This is a genomic window from Mesorhizobium sp. M0296, from assembly GCF_040321675.1.
In the GTDB taxonomy this organism is placed as follows: Bacteria; Pseudomonadota; Alphaproteobacteria; order Rhizobiales; family Rhizobiaceae; genus Mesorhizobium.
Genome location: NZ_JAMYRZ010000055.1, coordinates 21124 through 34132, shown reverse-complemented (window position 1 = coordinate 34132; position 13009 = coordinate 21124). Strand labels below are relative to the sequence as shown.

At 58.8% G+C, this 13009-nt stretch carries 7 protein-coding genes and 9 pseudogenes; 10 read left to right on the top strand and 6 right to left on the bottom strand.

The window, feature by feature from the left end:
* Positions 1 to 203: 203 nt before the first annotated feature.
* Positions 204 to 855 (bottom strand): annotated as a pseudogene (locus tag NKI97_RS32010) (IS110 family transposase); the annotation flags it as partial.
* A gap of 964 nt (positions 856 to 1819) precedes the next feature.
* On the opposite strand from NKI97_RS32010, the gene NKI97_RS32005 reads away from it, so the two are divergent.
* The 4 genes and pseudogenes from NKI97_RS32005 to NKI97_RS31995 all read left to right on the top strand — a co-directional run bounded on the left by NKI97_RS32005 (position 1820) and on the right by NKI97_RS31995 (position 4064).
* Complete coding sequence (locus NKI97_RS32005; protein ID WP_352838288.1) at positions 1820 to 2023, top strand: CCE_0567 family metalloprotein; 204 nt, start codon at positions 1820 to 1822, stop codon at positions 2021 to 2023.
* Positions 2020 to 2298, top strand: a pseudogene (fdxB, locus tag NKI97_RS32000) (ferredoxin III, nif-specific); the annotation flags it as partial. The gene NKI97_RS32005 and the pseudogene fdxB, both read left to right, overlap by 4 nt.
* The gene (locus tag NKI97_RS35575) at positions 2299 to 2562 is read left to right on the top strand and encodes a hypothetical protein (protein WP_502907137.1); all 264 of its coding nucleotides are present in this window, start codon (positions 2299 to 2301) and stop codon (positions 2560 to 2562) included.
* Between the two features lie 740 nt (positions 2563 to 3302).
* The gene (locus tag NKI97_RS31995; RefSeq protein ID WP_352838286.1) at positions 3303 to 4064 is read left to right on the top strand and encodes a class I SAM-dependent methyltransferase; all 762 of its coding nucleotides are present in this window, start codon (positions 3303 to 3305) and stop codon (positions 4062 to 4064) included.
* A 237-nt stretch (positions 4065 to 4301) separates the two neighbouring features.
* Here the strand turns inward: NKI97_RS31995 and NKI97_RS31990 are convergent.
* The 3 pseudogenes from NKI97_RS31990 to NKI97_RS31980 all read right to left on the bottom strand — a co-directional run.
* Positions 4302 to 4590 (bottom strand): annotated as a pseudogene (locus NKI97_RS31990) (hypothetical protein); the annotation flags it as partial.
* A gap of 2 nt (positions 4591 to 4592) precedes the next feature.
* Positions 4593 to 4721 (bottom strand): annotated as a pseudogene (locus tag NKI97_RS31985) (IS630 family transposase); the annotation flags it as partial.
* 235 nt (positions 4722 to 4956) lie between these two features.
* Positions 4957 to 5981 (bottom strand): annotated as a pseudogene (locus NKI97_RS31980) (IS110 family RNA-guided transposase).
* A gap of 195 nt (positions 5982 to 6176) precedes the next feature.
* Between NKI97_RS31980 and NKI97_RS31975 the strand changes: the two are divergent.
* Positions 6177 to 7203 (top strand): annotated as a pseudogene (locus NKI97_RS31975) (IS110 family RNA-guided transposase).
* Between the two features lie 263 nt (positions 7204 to 7466).
* On the opposite strand, the pseudogene NKI97_RS31970 reads toward NKI97_RS31975, so the two are convergent.
* Positions 7467 to 8002 (bottom strand): annotated as a pseudogene (locus tag NKI97_RS31970) (helix-turn-helix domain-containing protein); the annotation flags it as partial.
* 340 nt (positions 8003 to 8342) lie between these two features.
* Between NKI97_RS31970 and NKI97_RS31965 the strand changes: the two are divergent.
* The 4 genes and pseudogenes from NKI97_RS31965 to istA all read left to right on the top strand — a co-directional run.
* The gene (locus tag NKI97_RS31965; RefSeq protein ID WP_352838283.1) at positions 8343 to 9203 is read left to right on the top strand and encodes an NAD-binding protein; all 861 of its coding nucleotides are present in this window, start codon (positions 8343 to 8345) and stop codon (positions 9201 to 9203) included.
* Complete coding sequence (locus tag NKI97_RS31960; RefSeq protein WP_352838281.1) at positions 9200 to 9901, top strand: class I SAM-dependent DNA methyltransferase; 702 nt, start codon at positions 9200 to 9202, stop codon at positions 9899 to 9901. Before NKI97_RS31965 ends, NKI97_RS31960 begins: the two co-directional genes overlap by 4 nt.
* 212 nt (positions 9902 to 10113) lie before the next feature.
* Positions 10114 to 10444 (top strand): annotated as a pseudogene (locus NKI97_RS31955) (transposase); the annotation flags it as partial.
* Positions 10432 to 11000, top strand: a pseudogene (gene istA, locus NKI97_RS31950) (IS21 family transposase); the annotation flags it as partial. The pseudogenes NKI97_RS31955 and istA, both read left to right, overlap by 13 nt.
* Here the strand turns inward: istA and NKI97_RS31945 are convergent.
* Positions 10972 to 11778 (bottom strand): class I SAM-dependent methyltransferase, encoded by an 807-nt coding sequence (locus tag NKI97_RS31945; protein WP_352838279.1) that lies wholly within the window; start codon positions 11776 to 11778, stop codon positions 10972 to 10974. The pseudogene istA and the gene NKI97_RS31945 sit on opposite strands and share 29 nt — an antisense overlap.
* Before the next feature lie 520 nt (positions 11779 to 12298).
* Here NKI97_RS31945 and NKI97_RS31940 point away from each other — a divergent pair.
* Positions 12299 to 12607 carry a hypothetical protein gene (locus NKI97_RS31940; RefSeq protein WP_352838293.1) on the top strand — a complete coding sequence of 103 codons (309 nt, stop codon included), beginning with the start codon at positions 12299 to 12301 and terminating at the stop codon, positions 12605 to 12607.
* Positions 12608 to 13009 lie beyond the last annotated feature (402 nt).

The window sequence follows — 13009 nt, the reverse complement described above, 5'->3', positions numbered from 1 at the left end:
AGCGCGCTCCGGAAGACCGGCGGCAGCGCTAAAACTGGGGAAGATTCAAACGGCACTTCTGGGGAGTATTGAGCCGGCATCGACACCCATGATCGCCGCACACCGCGGGCGCTGGCTGCGCTCGTCTCGAGGTCGAGGCGCGATACCAGCGCCTGGCTAGGCCAAAACACCGCCTAACGCCAGATGCGGTGAGAAAAGCGGGCTAGATATCCCATGAGCTGGCGTGGGCTTTCAAACCGGCTGGCGTCGCCGACTTCGGTAACGAACGTCACGGCGACAATCAGGTCCACCCCACGCAATGTCTGAAGCGCCCCACACGATCGGTGCCAACGACCAGGCCGGACGAACTCTTCGATCACACGCTCTAGACTAGCCGCTCGACCCGCTCTTTCGAGACGCGCACCGCCTCGACCATCTCCTGGAGTGCGTCTCGACTGCGGCCGCCCGCGCGCGAACAAGATCCCGTATGGACTCGTGCCCTTCATCGGGAACCCATACCGCGGTCAGCTCGCCGGCGCGCAATAGCCGGGCAAGGGAAATGGCGTCTCGGCGGTTCGTCTTCACCCGATCGCCGGGCTTCCTCGGTATCAATGATGGGGCAACCACGGTGCACTCGTGCCCGAGCGACCGGATCAGGCGATAAAGGCCGTACCCCGTCGGCCCAGCCTCATAGCAGAAATGCACGTAATCAAAGCGGCTGGCGATCCGGCCTATGACCCGCCGCATGCTGGTAGTCGACGCGTCGACCTCGCCGAAGAAGCGAACCTCTCCTTCCCGGCCTGCCTCCGCAATCGCAATAGCGTTCTTCAGCTTCGCAACATCGATTCCGACAAATGCTTCTCTATAATCCGCCACGGCTTGTCCTCCTGTGGTGAGGATCGGCTCGGCCCGCCCGAGCAATCCTCGGACGCGCAGTGTAGGGCGAGCCACCTCATCGGCAGAGGCGGACATACGGCTAATTCGATCTCCTCCCAATTAGGCGTTTCTTTCGGCGGCGCAAAGCGATGTTGCCTGTCCAGAACCTGACAGCGGCAGGTAACATGTCGGCTTTAGGGCAACCGGCTCATCTTGGTAGATGGCGCTTTTCCAACGTGAAATCATGCGCCTGCTACGCGCCGAGCGCTATGGCACGGTCTTTGCTGAATTACCCTTGCTGATTGAGACACCAGTCGACACCAAGGGAGGGCTGACTGGATGCAGATGCGCGAGACAAGGGCTGTACTTCTTGAATCATAGTGACCTCTCGGAGAGGAAACAAGCTCGCGGAAGAAGTCGCGCAAACCGTGGCAACAGCTTTGGAGGGCAGCATGGTTTTGCGGATGAGTCACTGGCTCCTTCGATCAAAGTGGAGAACTGGCTGCGTGGCGAGCCCCTTACGAACTTCCAACCCCGGCAAAGTGTACATTGTCGAATTTGGGCAAGGTGGTGCCCGACCATGTGCGGCGGAGATGCTCCATCTGATGCAGCTCCATAACAACTACAAGGAAAGCGGACTTGAGGTCGTCGGAGCCGCGGCCGATGAAGACGCTCCAACGGCCGTTGAGGCTCGGACCAACCGGGAGGTGTGGCTGACCGAAAACTGTTCGGATCTGAACTATCGGATCGCGTTCGACTTCGCAGGTGAAATGAACAAGCTTTGGAGGGGACCCAGCTTTGCTGCGGGATTCCGACCTCGTTCGTGGTCAACCGAGACGGCCACATCGTCTTCATGGGTTATCTTAGCCAACTCGATGAGGTTTGCCGGAAGTGCTCAACGGCAGCTGGCGCCTATCCCGGCGTGGCACAAGCTTGTTGGACCCGATTTTAGAGGACGCGGATCATGTCAGATCCTGAGGAGCTGAAGAAGAAAGTCCGCAAGCTGCAGCTGCGCGCGGCAATTGCGAAGATGAAATTTCATGACCTTGCCGAGGACCTTCCGGCCAACTGGACTGAGTTCCAGGCGGTCGCCAGGAAAGCGTTCGACGTTTTCGCCGAGTTGGATGCAGCTAGGAAAGAGCTTGCTGCCTTGGAGAATTGCCGTTGAGCGCTTTCGTCACTCGCGATGGCTCCAGATGGATGCCACACTGTCTGACCGCTGTCGACGGCAAGACCTGCATCGGCTGCGGACGCTGTTTAAAGGTCTGCTCACGCGAGGTCAGGCACCTTTACGGCTTCGATGATACGGGTGAAATCGTCGACATCTGCGACGACGAAGACGACGAGTTCGAAGGCGAGCTTTATCGCACGATCATGGTCGTCGACCATGCCGGCCTCTGTGTTGGCTGTGGAGCATGCGCCCGCGTCTGCCCATCGTATTCGATCCGTCTAGCGGTCGTTACGACGCTGGCCTGCTCGCTGCTGCTTCACGTCATCTATTTCTCAAGCGTGCTCTTTCTGATCGGGCGGTCTGAGTGCGCTAAAGCGCGTCGCGTTCGACCGGTCTCATGCGATGCGCTTCAGGTTCTTGTTTGGATGCATGTCGGTATTACAAAACCGCTGCACACATTTGCGCGACATGCAGTAGATGCCGTAATGGGCCAGCGCTCCTCGCATAGCCAGGAAGGCGGCTGTCCCTCAGAGTGATAGTGTTGAACGGGGTCCAATTGTGTCGGCCCCAAGCATCAAGCGAGGGACAACCATGGACTATTATGCAGGAATTTATGTGTCGCTGGAACTCTTATGTTCATTTTCAAGCGGCGTGGCCACGCCTGTTCGTCCCGCCAATTGGGGCTGGTCCCGCATGGTGTAGCTAATGCTCAATGTGGAGGCAGAGTCCCGGTCGGGGAATCTTCGATGGAACTGAGTGGCCGACGACGTCGATGCCCGTGCTAAGATAGAAGCAGCCCCAGGCGTACACACGAAATGCGGTATCAAACCCGCGTATAAGAGTTTCCAAACCGTCGTCTTGAGACCCTGTCTCCATCTCCATTGGGTCAAGCCGACGAAATGTGGGTAATCGAAAGGTTCCATACACTGGATGTAGCCCGCTCGGGATGGACTGACGTGCCACAAAGTCATTACCAAGATGCTCGTCCGCGATCAGGGCGTGCCTACGCCTAACTTTCGCGTGATGCGTCGCGGGACCGAGAGTACAGCGACCTGCGGTTCCCAGTGATCCACGCCACGAAGGCTGCAGCCTCGGATTGTAGCTCGTACGTGAACGTACCAGACATCAATTGAACACCACTGCGATGACCGAGCTAAATAATATTTCAAATCTTGAAGTAGAAATTATAAATTTTTAATAGGTATTTTCTTCTAAAACCTAGCGACTTGTGTAATGATTAGCCGAAAGTAAACAAGAACCAAGAATGAGGTTAAGGATGAATATCGAGTCCGATGATAAATTGTCATTATCAGGTCTTGAGTCTCACTTCAGCGAAGATTACTTGCATTTTGCCGGTTTGGTAAATCCGTCTGAGAAAAGTGACCGGGAGGCTGGAGCAATCTGGGAGCTTCTGTCGCTTAAACAGGGAGGCTCAGTTCTTGAACTTGGATGCGGTTATGGGCGAATTACCAACAGGTTGGCAGAAAAAGGAGCGCGGGTAGTTGGACTTGATCTCTCGCCGATCCTGCTTAAAAAAGCCAAACAGGATGCGGCAAAGCGGCAGGTAGAGGTCGAATATATACTTGGCGATATGCGCTCGTTTTCCTGGCGAGATCGGTTTGACGCCGCTTTTCTGTGGTATACGACGTTTGGCTATTTCGACGATGCGGACAATGAGAGAGTTCTTCATGCGGCCGCTTCTTCACTTAAGAAGGGGGGACGTTTGCTAATTGACCAGGTCAATCGCTTAGCGTTGCTGCGCGACAAGTCGCCTGCCTGCGACGTAGTGCAGCGTAATAACGATCTTAGAATCGATATAATGACAAACGATGCGCTGACTGAACGTCTAAACTCTGAAAGGATCGTCGTTCGTAATGGATGCGTTAGACGAACGCGGCTATCTATCAGAACGTACGGGTTTCCTGAATACGTTCGCATGTTGCGAAGCGCGGGATTCGCAACTGTTGAAGCTTTTGGGCGGGAAGGCGGAATTTTTGCATCCGATGGCCCGCGCCTCGTGGTGCTTGCGCATAAGTAGTTGCGCTGAATACGGCAAAATGCCGTGGAACTTCAGTCCGGGTGCTACGAGCTAAAATAACCGCACGGTTCACCTCGCCGCATGAGCCGATAACTTTAACCTGCGCTTAAGAGTCCGATCGGTGAAGGCGTCTGAGGCTATGCAACAGGAGTCAGGGAAGGATAGGCCGCCGCAGCTGGTAGGGCAGGTATGTCAGTGGCCGGGGCGCGCACGTGACAAGCAACGATTTCTGTGGGATTAGGCGGCGGGCAGAAGGGGAGATTTAGGCTTGAAAAGAGAAGGCACGTTTGACTCTGGCCGTCGGAACGCTGCCCGCAATCTATCGTGAAGTTCGCAATTGATCTCGGCCGTCCGGACCCGCACGAGCATATGCGCACCGTGAAGCGACCAGCGTATCTGTTGCTTCTTGACCATACGTTTCCGACGAGTGAGTTCACCGCCGACTCGGCGAGAGACGTGGCAACGCGAGGCCGGCTCGGTAGCGCGTGCCATAGTTTACAATCGCACCACGGTTCAAACGGACGTAGGCGGGGCCAGCACCTGCTCTACATAGGCCAGGAACACGTTGCCGTTCATGGCGCCGTCGTAGACGAAGGGCGCAGTCATGCCCGTCAGCCGCAGCGCTCCGGTGAATGTTGTGGTCTTCCAGTGATGGGGTTGTCTAATCGCGGTGGGGACGTCCAGTATCTTCGCGCTTGGAGATGCGTTGGCCGGGTACACGGTTGTCTTCGCGGTCAACATCGGTCGCCGCATGATGGAGCTTCGCGGGACGAGCCTTCAATGTGGACGACGCACTTTGCTGAGTCAGCGGTGCAACCCCATCAGCGGAATGGCTCGGCTCACGTCCCGGCAGGGACGCCTCAGGCGTTCAGATTCTGAACGCTATCCGGATTTACTTTGTGGCTCCTGCATTCGGATTAAAGAGCTCGCCGGTTTTAAGCATCGTATGCATTATCACCGCCAGTTTGCGCGCCACAGCCACGGCGGCTCGTTTGAAGCCGATCCTCTCCCGGAGCTGGAGACCCCATGTCCGCAGGGCGCTCTCGGTTGAGCTACGCGTCAGAATAACCGACGCCGCTTCGTAGAGAAGCCCTCGCAAATGGCGGTCGCCGCGTCGGGATATATGGCCGTCATAATCGACTTCTCCGGATTGGTAGCGGCGCGTCGTTAGGCCTATCCAGGCGCCAACAGATCGGGACGTCTTGAAGTTGCCCGGATCTTCAATGGCAGTGGCGAATGAGGTTGCGGTGATGGCGCCGATGCCAGGGATCGACATGAGCATGCGCATGCCTGGCTCTGACGTGCATCTGCGACGAGCTGGCGCCCAAGCTCGGCGGCACGGATGCGAATGCCGCGCCAGGCCTCCAACATCGGCAGCACGATGAGAGCAAGTTCCTCGTGATCGATAAGAAGGCGCCGAACGTTCTTCTCGAACGTGGTTCCCTTACCTGCAGGAACGAGCAGCCCGAACGTTTTCATGATTCCACGAATCTGGTTGGAAAGTTCGGTGGTGATCCGGACCAGCCGGGTGCGTGCCGCCACAAGCGTGCGGGTCAGCATGCTGTCAAATCCTTTCACCCGCACCTCACGGAAGAATCCCACCTCTGCAAGATGCGCCAAACCGTCGGCGTCGTTCGCGTCGGTCTTATTCGCCGCCACATCGAGCGCAGCTTTGGCATGGCGAGCATCGATGCAGATCGCTAGCACCCTTTCCGCGCGTAGCGCGTGATAGAACCAGACGGAAAGGGGTCCAGTCTCGAACACCACGCGTTTGGCGGCTGGCGCCCGCTTGCGGATAAGCTCGGCAATGATCTTTGGATCAGAGGCGCACTTCCCGCGCCAGACGCGCTTGCCTTCACGTCGGATCGACACCGCTGTCTCTTTCATCGACACGTCGAGACCGATATATTCTTCCATGGCTGTTCTCCATCAGATGCTTGGGCCCGGCGTCAGGTCGTGAGCCCGTATTTCCATCTTATCGGGGAACAGCCACCTTCCAAGGATATGATTGGTTTCAGGGCGACTCGCTCCCGCGATTACCCCATGTGGACGCCCCCGACGGCATCGATGTGCCAGAGTGGAGGTGTTCTCAGCCACTTAGAGGAGGCGCCCATGACGGAAGTTAGCACCATCGGCCTGGATCTGGCCAAGAATGTCTTTCAAGCACACGGAGCGAGCTCTGCCGGAGCGGTCATCTTCCGCAGGAAGCTGCGGCGCGACCAGGTGCTGGCTTTCTTTGCCGCCCAACCATCGTGTTTGGTGGCAATGGAGGCATGCCCGGGTGCCCACTACTGGGGTCGGGAGATCGGGAAGCTCGGCCACACCGTGCGGCTGAGCACACCCGCCTATGTGAAGCCTTTCGTCAAACGGCAGAAGAACGACATGTCCGATGCGGAGGCGATCTGCGAGGCGGCGCAGCGCCCGACCATGCGCTTCGTGGCTGTGAAGAGCGAAGCCAAGCAGGCCTCCGCCGTGATCTTCCGGACCCGTGATATCCTGGTCGGCCAGCGCACTCAACTCATCAACGCGATCCGCGGCCATCTTTCCGAATACGGCCTGATCGCGCCGCAAGGACCTTTTCATATCGGACGCCTCATCGCTCAAATCGAGGATCCCACATCGAGTGTGCCGGAAGCTGCTCGCTCCTGCCTTGCCCTCCTCGCCGAGGGGTTGCGCCATCTGCAGAACCAAATCGCCGCGCTGGATACGGAGATCTCTGCCCGCGCCAAAGCCGACGACGCGACTCGGCGTCTGATGAGCGTGCCTGGGATCGGCCCCCTGATCGCCACCGCCATAGAGGCGCTCGCGCCGCCAGCGGAGACGTCCCGATCGGGCCGTGACTTCGCTGCCTGGGTCGGATTAACGCCGGTTCAGCGCTCTACGGGCGGCAAGGAACGACTGGGCCGAACATCTCGGATGGGAGAGCGCACACTGAGGCGGCTCCTCACTATCGCAGCGAGCGCCGTGGTGCGGTGGGCCAAGCGCAAAGGGGTGCCTAAAGGATCCTGGCTCGGCCGGATGCTCGAGCGCAAACCGCCGATGTTGGTGATCGTGGCGCTGGCGAACAAGAACGCCCGAAGAGTCTGGGCGCTGTTAACGAGAGGGAGAAAGCTATCGGGCTCCGGTCGTGCCCGCTTGAGCGGGACGGGCGCGAGGCCGTTGGCGGCGTGAGGAGGTCAAAGGACAGGTATGGCGCAACGTCGGTGAGGCGGGATCAGGAGAACCAGGCGCATGGGGAGCGCTTCCAGCGTGTTCCAGTGATGTGGACCTGATCCTCGAACTCCCATACGGGCCCGCGGCCATGAGAAGGCCGCAATGAGAGGCCGAACACATGGCAGCACCCGAACACGCGCAGCAGCCCTGCACCAAAGATTCTTCTTGCATCCGTCGGGGCGTCCACACATGGCCATGCGGCACGCCGGCCCGGCAGCGCTCGCCGCGCGGCGCTCTTCCACGCAGGCGGGCCATCTTTGTGGAAAGGCCGGTCTCATCGATGAACACGAGCTTCGCCGGATCAAGATCGAGCTGGCCGTCGAACCAGTCCCGGCGCCGCTTCAGGATGTCGAGGCGACCCTGCTCCAGTGCGTGCGCGGACTTTTTTTGAATGTCCAGCCGTGACCGCGAAGCCAGGCGCTCAAGGCGCTGCGGCTGATCCGCACTGACTGCTCGGCGACGAGCCGCTCCACCATCTCGTTCAGCGTGATGTCCTTGCGCTCCTCGATTAGCCCGACGATGAAGGCTTCATGCGCATCGAGGCTGGAGGCGCGGCGGCGGCCCTGCGGGCGTGGCGCCAGTTCGCCGATCTTCGCCCGCGCAATCCAGCGGATCGCGCTGGACACTCCCACGCCGAACCGCGCCGCCGCTTGCCGCGCCGACATGCCCTCGTCCGAAGCCTTCAAGACCCGCGACCGAAGATCACCGCTCAATGCTCTTCCCATCGTCCACCTCCATCGAGGTGGATGTTGAATCAGCACAAAACGCAGCATCGATCACAGGACGTGCTCTAGATCATTTCCCACGAATAAAAAATTGTACTCTGATTGATTAATAACTATTCACAAAAGCCGCATAAAACTGAACATTTATATAATAAAGGTTTAGTTTACAGCGCCTTTTGATTGTCGTAAGGTTCGGTCATATCAAAGTCAGATCATGAATTGCTGTTGAGAGGAGGACCAATGTCTGTTGCAGAGGCTGGAGAAAGCGGAGCAACTTGTCCCAGATGGGGGGGCGATTTTGCCAATCAGCTTCTTCTCCGGTGGGCCCTCGGAGGCCTATATGCGTAGCGAGATGCTGTTATCAACTTTGGAAGCTGTTTCCTTCCATGTCGGAGACATCGGTCCGGGCCAGTCAGTCAAACTACCGACGAGCCCGCTCTTTTACGCTCCAGCCGTCGCCAGCTGCGACGCGCTCTGCCGAAGCGTGCGCGGGGGCGTACCGGCGCAGCAGGCGTGGCGCACGTTTGTGGGTTCTTCCGCGAACTCCGTTGCAGTCGGACCGTTCGCCCCATTTCTCCTGGATGGCAGCTATGATCGCTCTGGCACTCTGGAGATCGCGGTAAAGGATATGGGCTTGACTATCCAGCAAGCCGACGAACTCGGCGTGGGATTGCCCATCGGGCGCGCGGGCGAAAAGCGCTATAGCCAGCCGGGACGGAAGTTTGACCGATACGACAACCATCTAGGCGTCGTCGAACTGGCGCGGGTGGCCTTCCGTGTTCGACTGCATGTGCCGGGCTATCGCGCGCCATCCAAGTGCGGTGCCGACCCCGCGCATCCGCCAGACCAAGAATTCCTGACCGATGCGGTCGGACGGACCAAACCGAAACGCGAGCATGTGTTTCCGCTCCACGACGTCCCGCAGGCCAACGCCCAGATACGCTTGATCGAGTGTCTGGCCAGGGAGCTCACCCACGTCAATCGCCTGATCCTTGCCGAGGCGCTTGATCTCAGACGCGGCATGGGCCTGAGCAATGCCCTGATCTACGACGTGATCACCTGGAGCGTAGAGGCCTTCGCTTGGTCGGGCAGTCATACTGGGCAATACGATAACGAAAAAATAGTAGATCCATCCGCGGCCGTTGCGCCGCTGAAGAATATACCGCATCTCATCTATCCCCTAAAAGGAGAACTGTCATGAAAATCCCCGATCAACAATCGGCGCTGGACCAAACCGCACGACAGAAGGCTTCCCATTCACTCGACACGGATGCCGGTTATATAGCCCGGTCCTATCGCGATGGGGCCGGTACCTATGATCTCGATGTCGGCCGTAAGGGGTACTGCGGGCCGACCGTCGTAGCTGAACTGGCGGCTGCCATCCAGACGGCCTATTTGGCCAAGGAGCGAGCAGTCGTTACAATCCTAGACGCTGGCTGCGGAACGGGCCTCGTGGGATTGCAGCTGAAACGCCTCGGCTTCCAGTTGATCGACGGGATCGACCTCTTCGAGGAGATGGCCGAAAAGGCCCGACAAACCCGCGTCTACCGCCAGGTCCGAAGCGATGTTGACCTTAACGGCCCCCCCTCCGACTACGCCAGCGCGAGCTATGACATCACGGTCTGCTGCGGCGTCTTCGTGCTTGGGCATGTTCGACCGCAGGGACTGCGCGAACTGGCTCGCGTCACGCGCCCAAAGGGATTCGTCATCACGAGCACCCGCAAGAGCTATGTGGAGGCCACCGGCTTTGACAGCGAGGTGCAGCGTCTGCAGGATGCGGGCGTTCTTGTGCTGGCGCAGCGTCTAAACGACGGTAGATACATCGCCGAGGAGGACGCGCACTACTGGGTTTTCCAGGTGCCCGAGAAGGCCAGCGCGCCAACGGAGGAGCGGCCTTGACCGCGCTGCCGCAAAATTCGCTGGCGAAACTGGCAGCCGATGCAACGAGGACAAAGAGCGCCAGCGCCTGACCGCTTAGCCTGGCCCGCGAAGAGTACGGGTTCCTCTACCTTGTCGAGCACGGCATCCTGGAAGAACGGCGTTGGTGCACGGATCGTTTATTGGTGTGGGTTTAGGCAAGCGGCAACCGCAGTAGCCGTTGTAACGTAGCTATGCCTTTCAAACACAATATCAGCCGTCGCCATCATATTGAGAAGATGAAGTTCAGGGTGACGAACTGGCCGGAATACCAGGCAGGACTTCATCATCGTGGCAGTTTGACCCTGTGGGTGACGCCGGAAGCCTTGTCCAGGTGGCAAGTGCCAAGACGCAAGAAGTGGCGGCCAGCACCGCTATTTTGATCTGGCGATCGAGACCATCTTGACGCTGGGTCTTATCTTTGGGCCTGCGGCTGCGCCAGGCAGAAGGCTTGCTGGAATCGGTGCTGCAGCTGATGGGCTGGCGCTCGCTGTCCCCGGTCACACCACCCTAACCCTGATGGCTTTGGCTATACGTGGTTTTGCACGACCTTCGAGGCCTGGAAAGGGCGCGCGCGCCCGACGATGCGCCAGACGCATCTGGGCGGCGAGAAGGTCTTTGTCGATTTCGCTGGCGACACCATCGACATCTTCGATCCCATCACCGGCGAAGCGCACCCCATGAAGCTGTTCGTTGCGGCGATGGCCGCCTCGAGTCGTTCCCGAGCGAGAGCCTGTCCGACTGGATCGGCGTTCACACGAACCTTTTTTGCCTTTCTGGGCGGCGTGCCGAAGTTCGTGATCTGCGACAATCTCAAGGCCGCCGTGACCAACCCCGATTACTACGACCCCGGCCACAACGAACCTATGCCGAGATGGCAAGCCATTACGGCACCGCAGTGCTCGCGGCGAGGCCGAGACGCCCGAAGGATAAGGCAAAGGTCGAGGTTGCCGTGCAAATTGCCCAGCGCGTCGTCCTGGCGCGGCTACGCAATTAGCGCTTCTTTTCCCTCGCGGAGCTGCACGCCGCCATCCGCCTGCTCGTCGCCGAACTCAACGCCCGCCAGATGCGCGGCTCTGGCTTGCTCCTGACCCAACCCGGTAAGCGCCAATGTGGCTCCACCCGAAATGTCGGGACAGTAGTCGACCGAAACGTCTCCTTTCAAAAGGAAATTCATCGAGAAAACCCCAGTCGACATTGTACAGATCCAACTCTCCCTCAATTGTTAATCCCAGTTGGCGGCACAATTCATCCAGGGCTGACGCGCTTCGGCACTGACGTGCCGCCCGAACATCGACGCAACTGCCCCTTGACAAACCTGTTCGCACCAGATTTCGGAGCGTTGAGACCCAGGCTCGCTTCGGCCGAAACGACAGGATGTGGCGAGTCACCGTCACCAGTGTAAATAGGCTAGCGGGATTCGTGCACGAAGCAACGAACATGCCGTTCGGCTTCAAGAGAGAAAGTGTCCGCTGAATAAAAGCAGGTTGATCCTGGACGTAAGGCAAGACGCCGATAGCGGCAATAAGGTCAAAGGCTCCTTCGAACGGCAAAGAGTCAGGTGTGCACACCTGAAAGCGCTCCTCAGGAGAATCAAGCATTCCGCGCGCGGCTTGGATCGCAATTTCGATTTGCAATGACGACAGATCAGCTCCGTGCACGTCAAACCCACGGCTCGCTAACTCGAGACAGAGCTGGCCTGTTCCGCACCCGATATCTAGCATTCGACCTGACGAGAGATGACGCGATACAAGCTCCGCGACGAGAGCAGCCCGTCGAACGAAAAAAGAATTCGGAGCGCGAGCACTGCTAGCAAATTCCGCACTGCAATCCTTCCAGAATTGGACGGGGTCGCTCATCTTGGTCCTTCCTCTCCTCAAGCAGTACTGCCTGCGTCACTAATCCGGCGGCCTTCTCCGCCGCCCGTCGAGAAGCCAGCCTGGCCCGCGCGCCTTCCATCACGCTGCGGCTCGCCGGGCCGTGAACGCCGGAAATCGAAGCCCCAGGCCCGATCCGCCAAGCGGTACTTTGAGCTCCGCAAACCGGGCCGCCTGGCTCGCTCGCCACCGTAGTGCCCGCACGATCTTGCCCCGCCCGTCAACCTCGCAGATTGCTATGGAATGCGTTTCCGTTGCGTTCTGTGCTCCAGTCGGGCTTTTTCAAACATGCCTATTCAAATGCCAGGCCGAACATACCATCGTGTGCGGATGGCGGCTGCGAATCTTCTGTTAATTCGATTCTAACGTTTTGTTACACGGCTGGAGTACAGAGAAGACGCAGGCGAGTTGCTGGTCAGGCGGCGAGCCTTTGACGTGATCAATTCTTTAGCACTTATGCCACAGCAGGATTGAGAACTGTCAGGTCGGGTGTTTGTCACCTATGCCAGCCGCTCTTGGCCGAGCGCTCATCAGCGGCAACCTGATCATGCAGTGCAATAAGGTGCATCACGTCAGCGAAGCGCTCGTCCAGGACCTGACCCTCGGTCTCGAGCCCGAGGACGGCGACATCTGGATGTACGGCGCCAACCTGACGACGGGATGTTGGCCTTCACCGATGAAGGCATCGAGGAGACTCCTCCTCGAAGAATATCATCGCGTCATCACGGTTCTGCGTGAGCGTGAGGCTCGTGCGAGGGCGGGCGGTCTGCCTCGCAAGCACGGGATATCCGAGGCGGCCCAGTATAACTGAAAGGCGAAGTATGGCGGGATGGACGCAGACCGGTGACTTCTCTGGGGTCCGAATACCTATTATTTGGCCGACCGGCCGGCATCATGCTTCCCAGCCGCGCCCCCACACTGACCGACCCGGGGAGCTGCCTTCCATCGACAGGGACATTAGGGCCGTGAAGTGGTGTCTATGGCACGGTCGGTGTCGATCTCGCCATCGGCGGCCTGGAGCGGATCCTCGTAAGACTCAAGCTTTGCAGCGAGAAGGCGAGTTCTCGATCGCACGGCTTCATAGTCTCGGGTTGCAGCTTCAACCTCGTCCGTCGAACCGTGGTGCGATCGTAAACTATGGCAAGCGCTACCGAGCCGGCCTTCGGATTGCCACGTCTCTCGCCGAGTCGGCGGTGAACTCACTCGTCGGAAA

What these genes read in the sequence shown, in the direction of transcription:
- NKI97_RS31960 (WP_352838281.1), top strand. Translation starts at nt 9,200, where the DNA reads ATGAAAATCCCCGATCAACAATCGGCGCTGGACCAAACCGCACGACAG.
- NKI97_RS31965 (WP_352838283.1), top strand. Translation starts at nt 8,343, where the DNA reads ATGCGTAGCGAGATGCTGTTATCAACTTTGGAAGCTGTTTCCTTCCAT.
- NKI97_RS31945 (WP_352838279.1), bottom strand. Translation starts at nt 11,778, where the DNA reads ATGAGCGACCCCGTCCAATTCTGGAAGGATTGCAGTGCGGAATTTGCT.
- NKI97_RS31940 (WP_352838293.1), top strand. Translation starts at nt 12,299, where the DNA reads ATGCCAGCCGCTCTTGGCCGAGCGCTCATCAGCGGCAACCTGATCATG.
- NKI97_RS31995 (WP_352838286.1), top strand. Translation starts at nt 3,303, where the DNA reads ATGAATATCGAGTCCGATGATAAATTGTCATTATCAGGTCTTGAGTCT.
- NKI97_RS32005 (WP_352838288.1), top strand. Translation starts at nt 1,820, where the DNA reads ATGTCAGATCCTGAGGAGCTGAAGAAGAAAGTCCGCAAGCTGCAGCTG.